We start from the raw sequence: 17,322 nt of genomic DNA on the forward strand, positions 1-17,322 counted from the left end.
CTTAACGCCCCTTCTTCTTGGCGTGACGCGAGCGGATGATCAGCTTTTGCGACGCTTTGTTCTTGTTGCGGGTCCGGGCCCCCTTGGTGGGCTTGCCCCATGGGGACACAGGGTGACGACCACCCGAGGTCCGGCCCTCACCACCACCGTGCGGGTGGTCGATCGGGTTCATGACCACACCACGCACGGACGGGCGGATACCCTTGTGGCGCATGCGCCCGGCTTTACCGTAGTTCTGGTTCGAGTTGTCGGGGTTCGACACGGCACCCACGGTGGCGCGGCATTCCTGACGGACCAGACGCAGCTCTCCGCTCGACAGGCGGACTTGGGCATAGCCCCCGTCACGGCCCACGAACTGGGCATAGGTGCCGGCGGCACGCGCGATCTGACCACCCTTGCCGGGCTTCAGCTCGATATTGTGCACGATTGTCCCGATGGGCATGCCCGAGAACGGCATGCAGTTGCCGGGCTTGATGTCGGCCTTCTGGCTCGACACGATCTTGTCACCCACGGCCAGACGCTGCGGCGCCAGCACATAGGCCTGCTCGCCGTCCTCATATTGCACCAGGGCAATGAACGCGGTCCGGTTGGGGTCATATTCGATGCGCACGACCACGGCCGTGACGTCCATCTTGTTCCGTTTGAAATCGACGATCCGATAAAGACGCTTTGCGCCCCCGCCCTTGCGGCGCATCGTGATCCGTCCGGTGTTGTTGCGGCCACCATTCTTGGTGAGACCTTCGGTCAGCGCCTTGACGGGGCGCCCCTTCCACAGCTCCGAACGGTCGATCAGAACCAGCCCACGCTGGCCCGGCGTCGTCGGCTTGTACGACTTGAGTGCCATGTTACTGTCTTCCGTTTTGCTAAACGATGGTCCGTCCGTTGACGTCCACCTATGGTTAAAGGCCCCCGAAGGTGCCCGGGTCGAGTGCTGGCAGGGCGGACGACACGTCCGCCTTACGAACAACGGCAAAGCCCCGGACGAATCCGGGGCGGTGCAGATGGGGTCGTTTACGGCAGGGGTCGGGTGGGGTCAAGGGGCCGGGCGTTCGGTCCGCGCACAGTGCAATCGGCCATTACGGAACAGCACGCGAATTCCGTCGCGTATTTCCAAATTATTTGCCCAATACGCAATACCCCCGAATTTCCGTCGCAGTGAAATAAGCTGAATTTACAGGCATCGCGCAATTACGCGCTTAGGGCTGCGCAATCCCATGCCGAGCCATCTGCCGCCGCGTTGATTCAATCCGGGAGCAATAGATACATCGCCAAACGACCCGAAACAAAAATACCCCCAATCGCACTGCCAGAAACATGACCGCGAAAATCTTCATTCATATCGGCCCGCCCAAAACAGGAACAACTGCCCTGCAATTCGCCGTCCAGAATGCAACACTGACACGCGCACGGTATGGCGGGTGTTTTCAACCGCGCGAGAACAACACCGGCCTGTCGGCAAAGGTGCTGGCGCACGCCCATCTTCCGGACGCAAAAGGCAGCGCCAAACGCGCCGAGATCCGCAAAGAGTTCAAAGACGCACTCAACGCCGGCCAATCCGTGTTCATTTCCGAAGAAATGCTGCTGCTGGGCGACAGGCACTTGCAATCGCCCGACCGGCTTGAGGCCCTGGCCGACATGGTGCAGGGCATGCCCACGGTCATCCTGCTGACATTGCGCCGGCCAAGCGACGCTATTCCATCTCTCTATCAGGAATTGTATTTGGGTCTGGAAGGCAAATACTGGCGTGACTTCAACGGCTTTTGCACCAGCCGTCATGTGCATTGCTACCGATATAAATGTATCATTCAACGGTTGACCGCGCTTGGTTTCGAAACGCTCGTCCTGTTAAATTTCGAAATGCTGAATGACTTTCCCAAACACCTGGCGCAATTCCCGGAACTGGACGGCATCCAAGCAATTACGGCTTTGCAACAGAAAAACATCAGCAAAACCGGCGCGGCGGGCGCACGCTGGTTGCCCGCAATAGATGCGGGAAGTGTTTTGACATCGATCCTCAGCCATAAACGGCACAGGCTGATTGCCAAGTGTAGACGCAAATCTCCGTTTCTCTCAAAACTATTGGCGAAACACGTCCTCAAGGAACAGCTTGCAACCCTGTCGGTCCCAACCGACATCGCCGCGGAATTGGACGTCGATTTCCTGGAACTGACGGCAGATGTCGGGACAATCAGACGGTTGTCATCAAAACATGACGACCCGATCAGGCATGGCGCTCGACCTCAGCGCCAGGGGGCTTCCAAACCCTACCCCCGCCCCCGATACGGCGGCACGCCCTGATCCGGGATCCACACGCCCTCCGGCATCTCCCCCGTCTGCCAGAATACATCAATCGGGATCCCGCCGCGCGGATACCAATACCCCCCGATGCGCAGCCACGCGGGCTCCAGAAAACCCACCAACCGCCGCGCAATGGAAATCGTGCAATCCTCGTGAAACGCCCCGTGATTGCGGAACGACGTGAGGTACAGCTTCAGCGACTTGCTTTCGACCAGCCATTGCCCCGGCACATAGTCGATCACCAGATGAGCAAAGTCCGGCTGGCCCGTCATCGGGCACAGCGACGTGAACTCCGGCGCCGTGAACCGCACGTTATAGGCCACGTCGGCCTGCGGGTTCTGCACCCGCTCCAGCTCCGCCTCTTCGGGGGATCGGGGCTGCACCGTGTCGCCGCCCAGCTGCTTGAGATTGCTGTAGATCGTATCGGACATCGTCTTTTCCTCTTGTCTGGGCCGTGCTTCTGTCAATGGCTGCACCCTATCATCGCACGCATTGTCGGATGGGGTGGCCACAACGCCAGCGCATTTGGCCGTCACATGTCACATGGGTGCTGCGCAAACACCAGACCGACACAGCATTGTAGGTAACGGTGTGATATATGTTCGGCGGGCGCCGGGCCATCGGATGGCGCTTTGCTGCGGTCCCGTCGCGCAGACGATCCAGATCAATTCGTGCCCATGCCAAACGCGTTATTTTGCCCATGCCTCCCACCGCAAAGGACACCCCTATGCCCAAATCCTCACATGCCGAAACCGATCCCATGACCGCCACCTTCGCGGCCTTCAATCCCACCGCGGCACAGGCGTGGATGGAGATCACGACCGAGTGTACCCGCTTCGCCATGGAGCGCATGCAAAAGGACCTCGCCGCGCAGCGCGCGATGATGGCGTGCACCTCACCGACCGAGTTGATGGCAATGCAGTCGACCTATTGCCGCGAGGCCGCGCAGGACTACACGGACCAAGCCACGCGGATGGTCGAGATGATGACAAAGGCCACCGCCAAGGCAACCGAAGGCGTCACCGCCCCCGCCTCCCGCAAATACGACGACATCCCGCTCTGACACGAGGGGACCAGATCTGCTCTGTCCCGCCGGACTCAAGTGACATAACGGCATCCACCTGCCGCCCCCCGGTCCATATCAGCCGCCAGCGGCGTGAACGCCTCTGCCCTGCCCTGCCCTGCCCTGCCCTGCCCTGCCCCGAAAATTACGAGCCTTCCGTTCTGACAAGGGCGCAAGCGGCCTGCTCCGTCGCTCCGAGCACGATTGACACAACGGCTCCCACCTGCTGCCCCTACTCGTGCCAGCAGCCAGCGGCGCACCGCCCCCACCTCCCGCAAAAATGACGAACCTTCCGATCTGATGAAGACGCAAGTAACCGGCCCTGCCGCATCGAGGCGCGCGGGACATGACGCCTCCACCTGCCATCCCGCGGCCCATGGCAGTATCTAAACGGATCACCGTCCACACCGCCCGCAAAACGACAAGCCTCCTGTCCTGACAAGGACGCAAGTGGCCTGCACTGGCCCGCCGGGGCGTGATGAATGTAAGGCCCCACTCACCCATGGCGAACGGCTCAATTCCCTAACAAATACCTAAACCGCCGCCACAACCCCTTGATTTCGCACAAACCAAGGCCTGTCCCACCACGGGACAACGAAAAAACCCCGACCGCTCACGCAGCCGGGGTTCTCAATTTCCGTAGGGTGGGCAATTTGCCCACCAAACCCGATCAAAGACCGGTGGTCACGTCGATCGTGTTGCCTTCTTCCAGCGTGACATAGGCCTTTTTCACGTCCTTCCGCTTGCCCAACTGGCCGCGGAACCGCTTGACCTTGCCCTTGGTGATGGTCGTGTTCACGGCCTTCACCTTGACCCCAAAGAGCGCCTCGACGGCCTCCTTGATCTGGGGCTTGTTGCTGTCCATCGCCACTTCGAAAACGATCGCGCCATTCTCGGACGCCATGGTCGCTTTCTCGGTGATGATCGGCTTGCGGATCACGTCATAATGTTCTGCCTTGGCGCTCATTTCAAACGGGCCTCCAGTGCTTCGACACCCGCCTTCGTGATCACCAGGGTGTCACGCTTGAGGATGTCATATACGTTTGCACCCATCGTCGGCAGGATATCCAGACCTTCGATGTTGCGCGATGCCTTCAGGAACTCTTCGTTGACCGAAGCCCCGTCGATCACCAGCGCACGCTTCCAGCCGAGGTCCTTGACCTGTTTGGCCAGAGCGGCGGTCTTGCCCGCAGTGCCCGCATCCTCGATGATCACCAGCTCGCCTGCCTTGGCCTTGGCCGACAGGGCGTGCTTGAGACCCAGCTTGCGGAACTTCTTGGGCAGGTCGTGGCCGTGCGAACGCGGTGTCGGACCCTTGTAGATACCACCCTTGCGGAAGATCGGCGCGTTGCGGTCACCGTGGCGTGCGCCGCCGGTGCCCTTCTGGCGATAGATCTTCTTGGTCGAGTAGCTGGTTTCCGAACGGGTCTTGACCTTGTGCGTGCCGGCCTGAGCGTTGTTGCGCTGCCAGCGAACCATGCGGTGCAGGATATCGGCGCGCGGCTCGAGACCGAACAGGTCCTCGCTCAGCTCGACCGATCCGGCTGTGCCGCCGTCCAGTTTGATGACATCAAGTTTCATGCGTCACCTTCTTTCTTGTCTGCGTCACCATCTTCGGCCTTGTCGGCTTCGATGGACGCTTCGGCTTCCTTCAGGGCTGCCGTTTCGGCGGCGGCTTGCTCTTCGGCCAGACGCTGTGCTTCGGCTTCCGCTTCGGCGGCGGCGGCTGCGGCGGCTTCTTCGGCGGCGCGCATCGCTTCTTCCTTGGCGGATTTCAGAGCGGCGGGCAGGATCGCGTTTTCAGGGAACGGCTTTTTGACCGCATCCTTCACGGTGACCCAGCCACCTTTCGATCCGGGCACGGCACCCTTAATCATGATCAGACCACGGTCGCTGTCGGTGCGCACAACCTGCAGGTTCTGCGTGGTCACCTTGGCAGCACCCATGTGGCCGGCCATCTTCTTGCCCTTGAACACCTTGCCGGGGTCCTGACACTGGCCGGTCGAACCGTGCGAACGGTGCGAAATCGACACACCGTGCGAGGCGCGCAGACCACCGAAGTTGTGGCGTTTCATGGCACCGGCAAAGCCTTTACCAATCGACGTGCCGGTGACGTCCACGAACTGACCTTCGAAGTAATGGTCGGCGATGATCTCTTCGCCCACACCGATCAGGTTGTCCTCGGTCACGCGGAACTCGACGAGCTTCCGCTTGGGTTCGACCTTTTGGGCGGCGAAGTGGCCGCGCATGGCTTTCGACACGCGCTTGACCTTTGGCGTACCGGCGCCAAGCGTCACAGCAGTGTAGCCGTCCTTGTCCGAGGTACGCTGACCGACAACCTGAAGGGCGTCGAGTTGCAGCACGGTGACGGGCACTTGCTTGCCGTCTTCCATGAACAGCCGGGTCATGCCGACTTTCTTTGCGAGAATTCCAGAGCGCATATTCATACCCTCCTTACGACTGCAGCTTGATCTCGACATCCACACCAGCGGCGAGGTCGAGCTTCATCAGCGCGTCCACGGTCTGGGGGGTCGGATCGACGATGTCGAGAAGACGCTTGTGCGTCCGGATCTCGAACTGATCGCGGGATTTCTTGTCGATGTGCGGACCGCGCAGAACAGTGAACTTTTCGATCTTGTTCGGCAGCGGAATGGGGCCGCGCACGGACGCACCGGTGCGTTTGGCGGTGTTGACGATTTCCTGCGTGGACGCGTCCAGCACACGATAGTCAAACGCCTTCAGCCGAATGCGGATGTTTTGGCTTTGCATGGCCATTGTCGTGTTCCCTTGACTTAGGGCTTCCAACGGAGAGGAGGAGCATCGACCACCGACACCCCTCGTCGCGTCTCGGGGGTGCCGGGCAACGCCCGGTGCACCCAATGTGCGGCAATTGCTTTTGCTTGCAAAAGCAATGGGAGCAGCACCCGGGGACCATCCCGGGCGCTGCTTGCCAATGACTTACTCAGTAATCTTCGACACCACGCCGGCGCCGACGGTGCGGCCGCCTTCGCGGATCGCGAAGCGCAGGCCGTTTTCCATCGCGATCGGCGCGATCAGCTCAACCCCAAACGACACGTTGTCGCCGGGCATCACCATCTCGGTGCCCTCGGCCAGCTGAACCGTGCCCGTCACATCCGTCGTGCGGAAGTAGAACTGCGGACGGTAGTTCGCGAAGAACGGCGTGTGACGGCCACCCTCTTCCTTGGTCAGGATATAGGCTTCGGCCTCGAACTTCGTGTGCGGCTTGACCGAACCGGGCTTGCACAGCACCTGGCCGCGCTCGACCGCTTCACGGTCGATCCCGCGCAAGAGCGCGCCGATGTTGTCGCCCGCTTCACCGCGGTCCAGCAGCTTGCGGAACATTTCAACGCCCGTGCAGGTCGTTTTCTGCGTGTCCTTGATGCCGACGATCTCGATCTCGTCGCCCACATTGATCACGCCACGTTCCACACGACCGGTCACAACCGTGCCGCGGCCGGAGATCGAGAACACGTCCTCGACCGGCATCAGGAAGGGCTGGTCCACCGCACGCTCGGGCGTCGGGATGAACTCGTCCACGGCCGCCATCAGCTTGCGGATCGCCTCTTCGCCGATCTCGGGGTTGTTGCCTTCCATCGCCGCCAGGGCCGAACCGGGGATGACCGGAATGTCGTCGCCGGGATACTCGTAGCTGTCCAGAAGCTCGCGGATTTCCATCTCGACCAGCTCCAGCAGCTCTTCGTCGTCGACCTGGTCCACCTTGTTCATGAACACGACCATGGTGGGGATGCCCACCTGGCGGCCCAGCAGGATGTGCTCGCGCGTTTGCGGCATCGGGCCGTCCGCGGCGTTCACCACCAGGATCGCGCCGTCCATCTGAGCGGCACCGGTGATCATGTTCTTGACGTAGTCGGCGTGGCCGGGGCAGTCGACATGGGCGTAGTGGCGGTTCTCGGTCTCGTATTCCACGTGCGCGGTCGAGATCGTGATCCCGCGCGCCTTCTCTTCGGGCGCGCCGTCAATCTGGTCATATGCCTGGAAATCACCGAAATACTTCGTGATCGCCGCCGTCAGCGTCGTCTTGCCGTGGTCAACATGCCCAATCGTGCCAATGTTAACGTGCGGCTTCGTACGTTCAAACTTTTCCTTTGCCATTGCAAAGCTCCTTCTTTGTCTCGTGTCGCGGTGGGCAGATTGCCCACCCTACGGGGGTGGTAGGGTGGGCAATCTGCCCACCGCTGGAATTACGCGTATTTCGACTGGATCTCGTCGCTGATGTTCTGCGGGACGGGATCGTAGTGGTCGAACTGCATGGTGAACTGGGCACGGCCCGACGACATCGAACGCAGCGTGTTGATGTAGCCGAACATGTTGGCGAGCGGCACCATCGCGTCGATAGCGATGGCGTTGCCGCGGTTTTCCTGGCCCGACACCTGACCCCGACGCGATGTCAGGTCACCGATGATGCCACCGGTGTATTCCTCAGGCGTGATGACCTCGACCTTCATGATCGGTTCCAAGAGCTTCGCACCCGCCTTCTTCATGCCTTCGCGCATGCCCATGCGGGCGGCGATTTCAAAGGCCAGAACGCTGGAGTCAACGTCGTGGAATTTCCCGTCGATCAGGGCCACCTTGAAGTCGATCACAGGGAAGCCCGCGAGCGGACCGCTGTCCATGACCGAGTTGATGCCTTTTTCGACGCCCGGGATGTATTCCTTGGGCACGGCACCACCGACGATGCGGCTCTCGAACGAATAGCCTTCACCCGGCTCCGTCGGCGAGATGATCATCTTCACCTCGGCGAACTGACCCGACCCACCCGACTGCTTCTTGTGGGTATAGGTGTGCTCGACCTCGTGACCGATGGTCTCGCGGTAGGCCACCTGCGGGGCGCCGATGTTGGCTTCGACCTTGAACTCACGCTTGAGGCGATCCACCAGGATGTCGAGGTGCAATTCGCCCATGCCCTTCATGATGGTCTGACCGGATTCCATGTCCGTTTCCACGCGGAAGGACGGATCTTCGGCCGCCAGACGCGCCAGACCCTGGCTCATCTTCTCCTGGTCGCCCTTGGTTTTGGGCTCGACCGCGATCTCGATCACGGGATCGGGGAAGTTCATGGTTTCCAGAACCACCGGATCGTTCTTGTCGCAGAGCGTGTCACCCGTCGTGGTGTTCTTCAGACCACCCAGAGCGATGATGTCACCCGCATAGGCATCCGTGATCTCGTCCCGGTCGTTCGAGTGCATCATCATCATACGACCGACGCGCTCGTTGTTGCCCTTGGTCGAGTTCAGCATCGAGTCGCCCTTGTTCAGGGTGCCCGAATAGATGCGGACGAAGGTCAGCGAGCCCACGAAGGGGTCGTTCATGATTTTGAACGCGAGGCCCGAGAACGCCATGTCGTCATCCGCACGGCGCGGAATGTTACGCTCTTCGTTTTCGTCGCCGGGTTTGAAGCCCATGTAATCAACAACGTCCAGCGGGCTGGGTAGATAGTCGATCACGGCGTTCAGCAACGGCTGCACGCCTTTGTTCTTGAAGGCCGAGCCGCCCAGAACCGGAACGAAGTCCAGCGCCAGCGTGCCCTTGCGCAGCAGTTTGCGCAGGGTGGGGACGTCGGGCTCGTTGCCCTCGAGATAGGCTTCCATGGCGTCGTCGTCTTGCTCGACCGCGGCCTCGATCATCTTCTCGCGCCATTCGTTGGCCATGTCGGACAGGCTGTCGCGCACAGGTGCCTTGATCCAGGATGCACCCAAATCTTCGCCCTGCCACAACCACTCTTCCATGGTGACGAGGTCGATCAGACCTTCCAGCTCGGTTTCGGCACCGATCGGGATACCGACGGGCACGGCACGCGCGCCGGTGCGATCTTCGATCATGCGCACGCAGTTGAAGAAGTCGGCGCCGATCTTGTCCATCTTGTTGACAAAAACCATGCGCGGCACCTTGTAACGGTCTGCCTGACGCCACACGGTTTCAGTCTGCGGCTCAACGCCCGCGTTGGCGTCCAGAACACAGACAGCACCGTCCAGAACCGCCAGCGAACGCTCGACTTCGATGGTGAAGTCCACGTGGCCGGGGGTGTCGATGATGTTCAGGCGGTGCTTGGGCGTATCAGCGGTCTGACCGTCCTCGGTGCGCTCCCAGAACGTGGTGGTCGCAGCCGATGTGATGGTGATCCCGCGTTCCTGCTCCTGCTCCATCCAGTCCATGGTGGCTGCACCATCGTGCACCTCACCGATGTTGTGGGACTTGCCTGTATAGTACAGGATGCGTTCCGAACATGTGGTCTTGCCGGCATCAATGTGGGCCATGATGCCGAAGTTGCGGTAGCGGTCGAGCGGATATTCGCGTGCCATGGGGCTGCTTCCTCAGAGTGTCTGGGTTACCAACGGTAGTGGCTGAACGCTTTGTTGGCGTCGGCCATCTTGTGCGTGTCTTCGCGCTTCTTCACGGCAGTACCGCGCGACTGGACAGCGTCGAGCAGTTCACCGGCGAGGCGTTCTTCCATCGTGTTTTCGTTGCGACCACGGCTGGCTGTGATCAACCAGCGGATGGCAAGCGCTTCGCGGCGTTCGGGACGCACTTCAACCGGCACCTGATAGGTGGCACCGCCGACGCGGCGAGACCGCACTTCGACCGACGGTTTGATGTTGTCCAGCGCTTCGTGGAACACTTCCACGGGTGCGCGCTTGATCTTGGATTCAACCCGATCGAACGCGTTGTAGACGATGCGCTCGGCGGTGGATTTCTTACCATCGACCATCAGGTTGTTCATGAACTTGGTCAGCACCTTATCGCCATATTTGGCGTCGGGCAGGACTTCGCGTTTCTCGGCGGCGTGACGACGTGACATCTGCTGCTCTCCTTATTTGGGACGCTTGGCGCCGTATTTGGAACGACGTTGCTTACGGTCTTTGACGCCCTGGGTATCCAGAACACCGCGCAGGATGTGGTAGCGCACACCGGGAAGGTCTTTGACACGACCGCCGCGGATCAACACAACCGAGTGCTCTTGCAGGTTGTGGCTCTCGCCGGGGATGTAGCTGATGACCTCGAAGCCATTGGTCAGGCGCACCTTGGCGACCTTCCGCATGGCCGAGTTCGGCTTCTTTGGTGTCGTTGTATATACGCGCGTGCACACGCCGCGCTTCTGAGGGTTGCCCTCAAGGTGAAGCGACTTCGAGCGTTTTACTTTGGGCTGCCGCGGCTTGCGGATCAGCTGTTGGATCGTTGGCATTGCAGGTTCTTTCCCAGTCTCTTCAACATATGTCGTGCAGGCCTGCACGCGTTCAGTCATGTGCGGGGCGCCCCCGCGGTTTCAATTCCATCGCTTGTTGTGCGTCCACAACAGCGCAAAAACCGCAATCGCTCCTGTTCACAGGGGCGACGCGGTGGGTTTCCAGAGGATCGGGCCAATGCGAGGGCCGGATCGTGTCCACTTAAGCTTTGATTTCGGTGCTGGGGCGACCCCTTAGCCGAGATAGCGGGCGTATAGGGGGAGTCGGGGGTACTGTCAACAGCTACACCCGACTTGCGTGGGGTGCATTCCGTAGGGCACAGTCCACCGCAATACGAGCAGAAAAACAAGGGGCTTTGCCGCCATGCAGATCATCGGGCTGTGCCGCTTTTCCTACCCTGCGATCGGGGGGTTTCAGGTTGATCACGAAACCATCGAAGAGCGCATGGACTACCTATGGTCTCATGACCGGCTCGAAGAGCGTTTTCGCCTCCTTGAAACCATGGCCCTGCCCTGCGTCCGCGCCCAGACAGACGAGGACTTCGACCTGCTCATGCTGATCGGCGACGCGTTCCCCAAGCAGCACGAGGACCGATTGCGCGACCTGACCGCCGACATGCCGCAAATTCAGATCATCAAGGAACCCCCGCAAAAGAGCCGTCCGGTCTGCCGCGACGTGCTGAACCGTGCCCGCAAGGACATCGACAAGCCCTGCATCCAGTTTCGCCACGACGATGACGATGCCTGCGCTGTCGATTTCATCGAAAAGCTGCGCGGCGCGGCGCGGGATGCGAAGACCCTGTGCCGTCAGAACAAGACCGTGGCTTTTGACTGGAACCAGGGCTACGTGGCCGAGGTCGGCGCGCATGGCATCGCCGCCACCGAGATTTACCGCCCATTCTATGTCTCGTCCCTTGGCATGCACATCGCGGGCGGTGTGACCACGTCGATCCACAACTTCATGCATGAACGCATTCCGCAGTTCATGCCCTGCGTGACATATTCCGACAAACACATGTTTGTTCGCACCCACAACGGCTACAACGACAGCCGCCAGAAAAAGGTCAAGCAGTGGCCCGTTGAACAACTGACACCGGCGCAAGAAAGCCTGTTCAAAAGCTGCTTCGCCGTGGACGTACACCAGATCAGGTCAGTGTTCTCAGCCCCCTGAAACACGCCGCTCCCGGTAAAGCGTGAAAAGCCCGGTTGCGACGACAATCGCAGCCCCAAGGAGCGTCAGCGACGAGGGCCAGTCGCCAAACACAATCCACCCCAGAACAAGCGCCCAGATCAGTCCGGTATAGCGGAATGGCGCGATAAAACTGATCTCGCCCACCCGCATCACCTGCACGGAAAAGAAATAGCCGCCGATGATAAAGACGGACGCGCCTCCGATCAGCAGGGCAAGGCGCCGATCAATGGGCACCCATTCGGTTGTTGTCGAACTGACCCCGGCAAAGGCCATCACCGTCACGGCTGCAACCAGCGTCACCGTCATCGACGGCACCCCTGCCGACAAACGGCGTGTGGCAAGGTCGCGCACGGTCACACAGGCCACCGCGATCAGCGCATAGAGCGACCAGATCGAAAACCCGTCGCCCCCCGGACGCACGATCAACAGCATTCCCATGAAGCCGATCAAGATGGCCGACATTCGGCGCCAGCCCAGCGGCTCGCGGAAAAACAGCGCCGCCCCCACGGCCACCGTCAGCGGCAGCACCTGCAGGATGGCCGTCACATTGGCCAGCGGCATGTTCAAAAGCGCAGTGATAAAGAAATAGGCCGCCCCCACCTCGGCCCCGGAGCGCACCGCGATCAGCCCCCAATCCCGCCGCGCGATCCGAAAGTGGATGCTGCCCAGCCATCGGGCCAGCACGACGATCAACACCGATGACACCACACCCCGCAGAACCAGCAATTGCATCAGCGGCACAGCCCCGCCCGTCAGCTTGATCAACGTATCGTTCAGCGTAAAGGACGCCATCGACGCCATCATCAGAAGCGCACCGACCGTGTTGGGAGACATTGGGAAGAACCTATCCTGACCTTGCGCGCCGACGCTACCCGCGCGGCAATCGGGTGACCAGACACACAGTCCAGAGTTAATCCTTGACCTCAAGTGCGCTTGACCTCGTAGCCCTTGGAAAACTCTGGCACGAGCACTCCCATGGCACAGCCCAACTTCCTTCCCCGTTTCATTGCCGCCAGTGGCATGACCAACCTCGCTGATGGCATCGCTGTGGTCGTTTGGGCGTGGATCGCCTCCCTGCTCAGCCGCGACCCGCTGCTGATCGCGCTGATGCCCATCGCCCTGCGCCTGCCCTGGTTCCTCTTTGCGTTGCCCGCAGGCGTGGTCACGGACCGCGTTGACCGGCGACTGCTGATCCTCGGCATGGACCTGTTGCGCGCGACCGCCTTTGCCGCCGCCGGGCTTTGCGTGTGGCTTTCCCTGCCGCTGGCGCCTGCGCCGGATAGCGGCACTGCGAACCCCATGCTCTTTTACGCGCTCTTGGGGTGCGCCCTGCTCGTCGGAACCGCAGAGGTCTTTCGCGACAATGCGGCCCAGACCATTCTACCCGCCCTTGTCCCCCATCACAGGCTCGAACAGGCCAATGGCCGGTTGTGGAGCGTCGAGCTGGTCGGCAACTCATTGCTTGGCCCCGCCCTGGGCGCGTTTCTGATCGCCGCTGTCCTCTGGACCCCCTTCGCGCTGAACGCCGCAATGTTCGCTATCGCCGCTCTACTTGTTCTGTCACTCTCCGGCCCATTCAAACCGACGCGCACCGCGCACGGATCGTGGCGCCGCGATTTGGCGGAGGGGTGGGCCTTCCTGCGTGCCTCGCCCTTCCTGATGGTGCTGGCGGTGATCACCGGGATATGGAACCTGCTGCACCAGATGGTGGTGATCGCGCTGATCCTGCATGTGCAGGAAAACCTCGGCATCGGGGCGCAAGGTTACGGCCTGATCCTGGCCGCAGGTGCGGTGGGCGGCATCGCGGGCGGGTTTGTGGCCGCACGCGTGGTCCGGGTGATGGGCCAGAACGCGGCGGCGCAGTGGATGACGCTTGCCTCTGCCGTGGCCTTTGCCATCATGCCCTTTGCCCCCAACGGCTATGTCCTGGCGCTGGTGCTTGCAATGTTCGAATTTACGGGACTGATCTGGAACACGGTGTCGGTGTCCTACCGGCAGCGGTCCATCCCCGATGCGCTCTTGGGCCGGGTGAACAGCATCTACCGGCTGCTTGCGTGGGGCATGATGCCCGTCGGTCTGCTTTTATCCGGTCTGATCGTCCGCTGGTCCGAAGGCATGCTCGCGCGCGATCTCGCACTGGTCGCACCATTTGTGGTTGCGGCGGCGGGTGCGGCGCTGCTTACGGTTTTGGCATGGCGCCCCCTGGCGCGTGGGTTCAAACCGATCCATCCAAAGTAACAAGCAGCGTCAGGCCACGACCGTCAAAGGCAATTCAAGAACAATGCACGCGCCCCGATCACGCGCGGAAATCGTCAAACGCCCGCCATGGTTCTCCATCACGCGCGCGGCAATTGGCAGGCCAAGCCCAGTGCCGGGCCCCGCATTGGCCTGACTGAAGCGCCCGACGGCGAGGGTGCGATCCTCGGGCGCGATGCCGATCCCGTCATCCGTGACCTGCAATCGAACCATGTTGTCATCCGCGCGCAGCGCCAGCCTGATCCGAGAGACATCCGGCCCCCCATGCACAACCGCGTTGGTCAGCAGGTTCAAGAGCGCCTCCTGCAACATCAGATCATCGCCCGCGACATAAAGCGGCGCAGGCGGCGCCTCCAACGTCACTGTGACATGATCGGTTGCCACAGATGATCCGCCCTGAAAGCGCGCGATCACGCTCTCGCACAGCGCGGCCAAATCCAGCACCGCGTTGGCGTGCGCCGTATCGGACCCCTTGGCCCGCTCAAAGGACAAGAGCTGGTTCGTCAGATGCGTGGCCTCCCGCGCGGCGGCGACCAACTCGGCACTGCGCGCCTTTGATGCCTCCGCGCTCGGTGCGCTTTCAACCGCCTCTGCCAGGGCCAGAACCCCAGCAATCGGGTTGCGCAACTGATGCGCGGCGTTCGAGATGAACTCGTCCTTGGAACTGATGCGCCGGGCGACGCGGTCGAGCAGCGCATTCAACGTGCCCACAATCCCCTGCGCTTCGGTCGGGACGGGACGCCGAATGGGCGTCAGATCACTGGGCGTGCGGCTGGCAATGGCGTCCTCCAACTCCAACAACGGCCGCAGCCCCAACCGCACGCCAAACCACACGACCAAGGCCACCGACGCGAGCAGCAGCGCCAGGACAGCAATCGTGCGCGACACCACAGACGTGACAAAAGATGCGCGCACCGACATGTCCTGCCAGACGGAAATGGTGAACAGCCCCGTAAACCCATCCAGCGTCGCCGCATCCCGAAACCGCAGCACACGCACGTCGCGGCCCTGATAGATGGCATCGAAAAACAGCGGCTCGGCTTCGGCCAATAGCACATCCGACGGCGGACGCGGCGGCGTGGCGTAGCCTGTCACGAACACACCGTCCGGGGCATAGACGTGATAAAACAGCTCGCCCCCCGACGTGCCGCTGATCAAACGCCGCGTGGCAGGCGACAGCGCATCACCCCCCGACAGCGCCACATCCCGCGAGATGGCCAGGGCCGCCGACAACAGCCCCCGGTCGAAAATCTCGCCCGCGCGTTCGGTGGTGCCGCGAAACTCCATCACGGCGGCCACCACCGCGATAAGCAGCAAAGGCGTCAGGATGATGATGATCAGGCGCGTGCGCAGGGACCCCATCTTCATGCTCCGTCACTCACCCGCAGCTGATAGCCCAAACCGCGCTGCGCCTTGATGACGATGCCATGGGGCTTCAGCCGCGACCGGATGCGCGAGATATAGACCTCAATCACCTGCTCCTCGACATCGGCACCCACGCCATAGGCGTAGTCCAGCAGGGCCGATTTGGTCACCAGCCGCTCACCCGCGGCCAGAAGGCATTCAAACACCGCCAACTCGCGGCGCGGCAACTCGACCGGCGTGTCCCCGTCAAAAAGCTGCCGCGCATCCGGATCAAAGGTCAGCGGGCCGACCTGCTGTACCCGACGCTGCGGCACGGAACGACGCCGGGCCAGCGCCCGCACGCGCGCCTCAAGCTCGGCCATCTCGAAAGGTTTGATCAGATAGTCATCGGCGCCTGCATCCAGGCCCAGCACACGGTCTTCGGTCTTGGCCCGCGCGGTCAGCAGAACCACGGGCCTCTGATCGCCGCGCTCGCGCAGCTCGGACAGGATCTGCAATCCATCCGTCCCCGGCAGGTTGATGTCCAGAATGATCATGTCAGACGCGTCCGTCTTCAGAAAATCCGCCGCCGCAGTCCCGTCATGCAGCACGTCCACGGCATGTCCCGCATCCTCAAGCCTGTAGGCGATGCCCTTGGCCAGCCCGACATTGTCCTCCACCAACGTGATCCGCATGAATTTTCCGGTCTGCAAGTTTCGCGCAAGGTTCGCAGGTCAGTTTGACGACATCAACCGGGCATGGACAGCCCGGTCACACTGGTTCGGTCGACCCGGGGAGGGGACGACCAACACATAAGGGAGGAATATATGTCCATCATCAAAACCACACGTCGTGTGGCCTGCAGCCTCGTGGCCGCAGCCGCCGCCACATTCGCCGTTCAAGCCAACGCAGGCGGGCACGGCATTGATCTCGAAGGCAAGACCGTCGAATGGATCATCCCGTTCTCGGAAACGGGCGGCTCGGCCAAATGGGCCAACTTCTACGCGCCGTTGCTGAGTGAAGCACTGCCCGGCCAGCCCACCGTCGTCGTCAAGTTCATGCCCGGCGCAGGCTCGACCAAGGGCGCGAACTTCTTCCAGGAGCAGGACTATGCCGACAGCGAGGGCACGCTGATCTTCGGCTCATCCGGATCGACTCAATTCCCGTTCCTGCTGGGCGATCCGCGGGTGAAGTACAACTACGCGGATTGGAACGTCGTCCTGGCGTCGGGCACGGGCGGTGTTGCCTATCTGCCGCCAGACATGGCGGCCAAGATGGACGGGCTCGATGCGTCGGGCCTGCAGGGAGAGGACTTCATCTATGGCTCGCAGGGCGCCACGCGTCTCGACCTCGTGCCGCTTCTGGCGTGGGAGATGCTGGGTCTGCAAGTCGAACCCGTCTTTGGCATCAAGGGACGCGGCGATGGTCGGCTGATGTTCGAACGGGGCGAAGCCAACATCGACTACCAGACCTCGTCGTCCTTCCTGTCGGGCGTGACCCCGCTGGTCGAAGCAGGCACCGCCGTGCCGATGATGAGCTGGGGTGCGCTGGACGCAGATGGCAACATCGTGCGCGATCCGACCTTCCCCGACATGCCGACGTTCAAGGAGGTGTGCGAGGCAACAGACGGCTGCGAAACCTCCGGCACGCAGTGGGACGCGTGGAAAGCCTTCTTCATCGCGGGTTTCCCGGCGCAGAAGATGGTATTTCTGCCCAACGGCGCATCGGCGGACGCGATTGCCACCTACACGCAGGCGTTCGAGGCGGTCAAAGCCCGCGCCGACTTTGGCGACATCTCGTCCAAGCGTCTGGGTAAATACCCGCAGATGACAGGCGCCGAAGCACAAGGTGCGCTCGAAAGCGGCACCAACGTCCCGCAAGAGGCCAAGGACTTCGTCGTTGGCTGGCTCGAAGAACGCTACGGCGTGACGCTCAACTAAGTCTTTG

General features: G+C 61.6%; 18 protein-coding genes. 5 read left to right on the forward strand and 13 right to left on the reverse strand.

What is annotated here, in order from left to right:
• Position 1: 1 nt before the first annotated feature.
• Positions 2–844, reverse strand: a complete 843-nt coding sequence (gene rplB, locus BWR18_RS13185; protein WP_076628868.1) for a 50S ribosomal protein L2 — start codon at positions 842–844, stop codon at positions 2–4.
• A 617-nt stretch (positions 845–1,461) separates the two neighbouring features.
• Between rplB and BWR18_RS13190 the strand changes: the two genes are divergently transcribed.
• Positions 1,462–2,298, forward strand: coding sequence for a hypothetical protein (locus BWR18_RS13190; RefSeq protein WP_157598766.1), 837 nt, complete (start codon positions 1,462–1,464; stop codon positions 2,296–2,298).
• Here the strand turns inward: BWR18_RS13190 and queF are convergent.
• Positions 2,265–2,729, reverse strand: a complete 465-nt coding sequence (gene queF / locus BWR18_RS13195; RefSeq protein WP_076628871.1) for a preQ(1) synthase — start codon at positions 2,727–2,729, stop codon at positions 2,265–2,267. The genes BWR18_RS13190 and queF overlap by 34 nt on opposite strands.
• 296 nt (positions 2,730–3,025) lie before the next feature.
• Between queF and BWR18_RS13200 the strand changes: the two genes are divergently transcribed.
• Positions 3,026–3,361, forward strand: a complete 336-nt coding sequence (locus tag BWR18_RS13200) for a phasin family protein (protein WP_076628872.1) — start codon at positions 3,026–3,028, stop codon at positions 3,359–3,361.
• A 670-nt stretch (positions 3,362–4,031) separates the two neighbouring features.
• Here BWR18_RS13200 and BWR18_RS13205 read toward each other — a convergent pair.
• From BWR18_RS13205 to rpsL, 8 genes are all read right to left on the reverse strand, one after another.
• Positions 4,032–4,328 carry a 50S ribosomal protein L23 gene (locus BWR18_RS13205; RefSeq protein ID WP_039688636.1) on the reverse strand — a complete coding sequence of 99 codons (297 nt, stop codon included), beginning with the start codon at positions 4,326–4,328 and terminating at the stop codon, positions 4,032–4,034.
• Positions 4,325–4,942 (reverse strand): 50S ribosomal protein L4, encoded by a 618-nt coding sequence (rplD, locus tag BWR18_RS13210; protein ID WP_076628874.1) that lies wholly within the window; start codon positions 4,940–4,942, stop codon positions 4,325–4,327. Before rplD ends, BWR18_RS13205 begins: the two co-directional genes overlap by 4 nt.
• A complete protein-coding gene (rplC, locus tag BWR18_RS13215) occupies positions 4,939–5,802 on the reverse strand; it encodes a 50S ribosomal protein L3 (protein WP_076628875.1) in 864 nt (287 codons plus the stop codon). The genes rplD and rplC overlap by 4 nt, the downstream gene beginning before the upstream one ends.
• Before the next feature lie 13 nt (positions 5,803–5,815).
• Positions 5,816–6,130, reverse strand: coding sequence for a 30S ribosomal protein S10 (gene rpsJ, locus BWR18_RS13220; protein ID WP_039688718.1), 315 nt, complete (start codon positions 6,128–6,130; stop codon positions 5,816–5,818).
• 189 nt (positions 6,131–6,319) lie between these two features.
• Complete coding sequence (gene tuf / locus BWR18_RS13225; protein WP_076628877.1) at positions 6,320–7,495, reverse strand: elongation factor Tu; 1,176 nt, start codon at positions 7,493–7,495, stop codon at positions 6,320–6,322.
• Between the two features lie 89 nt (positions 7,496–7,584).
• A complete protein-coding gene (gene fusA / locus BWR18_RS13230; protein WP_076628879.1) occupies positions 7,585–9,702 on the reverse strand; it encodes an elongation factor G in 2,118 nt (705 codons plus the stop codon).
• A 26-nt stretch (positions 9,703–9,728) separates the two neighbouring features.
• Positions 9,729–10,199 carry a 30S ribosomal protein S7 gene (gene rpsG / locus BWR18_RS13235; RefSeq protein ID WP_076628880.1) on the reverse strand — a complete coding sequence of 157 codons (471 nt, stop codon included), beginning with the start codon at positions 10,197–10,199 and terminating at the stop codon, positions 9,729–9,731.
• A 12-nt stretch (positions 10,200–10,211) separates the two neighbouring features.
• Positions 10,212–10,583, reverse strand: a complete 372-nt coding sequence (gene rpsL / locus BWR18_RS13240; protein WP_024809820.1) for a 30S ribosomal protein S12 — start codon at positions 10,581–10,583, stop codon at positions 10,212–10,214.
• A 364-nt stretch (positions 10,584–10,947) separates the two neighbouring features.
• Between rpsL and BWR18_RS13245 the strand changes: the two genes are divergently transcribed.
• Positions 10,948–11,754, forward strand: coding sequence for a putative rhamnosyl transferase (locus BWR18_RS13245; RefSeq protein WP_076628882.1), 807 nt, complete (start codon positions 10,948–10,950; stop codon positions 11,752–11,754).
• Here the strand turns inward: BWR18_RS13245 and BWR18_RS13250 are convergent.
• Positions 11,743–12,609 carry a DMT family transporter gene (locus tag BWR18_RS13250; RefSeq protein ID WP_076628884.1) on the reverse strand — a complete coding sequence of 289 codons (867 nt, stop codon included), beginning with the start codon at positions 12,607–12,609 and terminating at the stop codon, positions 11,743–11,745. The genes BWR18_RS13245 and BWR18_RS13250 overlap by 12 nt on opposite strands.
• A 141-nt stretch (positions 12,610–12,750) precedes the next feature.
• Here BWR18_RS13250 and BWR18_RS13255 point away from each other — a divergent pair, with 141 nt between their 5' ends.
• Positions 12,751–14,013 (forward strand): MFS transporter, encoded by a 1,263-nt coding sequence (locus BWR18_RS13255; RefSeq protein WP_076628886.1) that lies wholly within the window; start codon positions 12,751–12,753, stop codon positions 14,011–14,013.
• A 9-nt stretch (positions 14,014–14,022) separates the two neighbouring features.
• On the opposite strand, the gene BWR18_RS13260 is transcribed toward BWR18_RS13255, so the two are convergent.
• The gene (locus tag BWR18_RS13260; RefSeq protein WP_172839387.1) at positions 14,023–15,393 is read right to left on the reverse strand and encodes a sensor histidine kinase; all 1,371 of its coding nucleotides are present in this window, start codon (positions 15,391–15,393) and stop codon (positions 14,023–14,025) included.
• Positions 15,394–15,395: 2 nt separating this feature from the next.
• The gene (locus tag BWR18_RS13265; protein ID WP_076628889.1) at positions 15,396–16,070 is read right to left on the reverse strand and encodes a response regulator transcription factor; all 675 of its coding nucleotides are present in this window, start codon (positions 16,068–16,070) and stop codon (positions 15,396–15,398) included.
• A gap of 159 nt (positions 16,071–16,229) precedes the next feature.
• Here BWR18_RS13265 and BWR18_RS13270 point away from each other — a divergent pair, with 159 nt between their 5' ends.
• On the forward strand, positions 16,230–17,315 hold the full coding sequence (locus tag BWR18_RS13270) for a tricarboxylate transporter (RefSeq protein ID WP_438873648.1): 1,086 nt from the start codon (positions 16,230–16,232) through the stop codon (positions 17,313–17,315).
• Positions 17,316–17,322 lie beyond the last annotated feature (7 nt).

It is taken from the genome of Tateyamaria omphalii (assembly GCF_001969365.1).
In the GTDB taxonomy this organism is placed as follows: Bacteria; Pseudomonadota; Alphaproteobacteria; order Rhodobacterales; family Rhodobacteraceae; genus Tateyamaria; species Tateyamaria omphalii_A.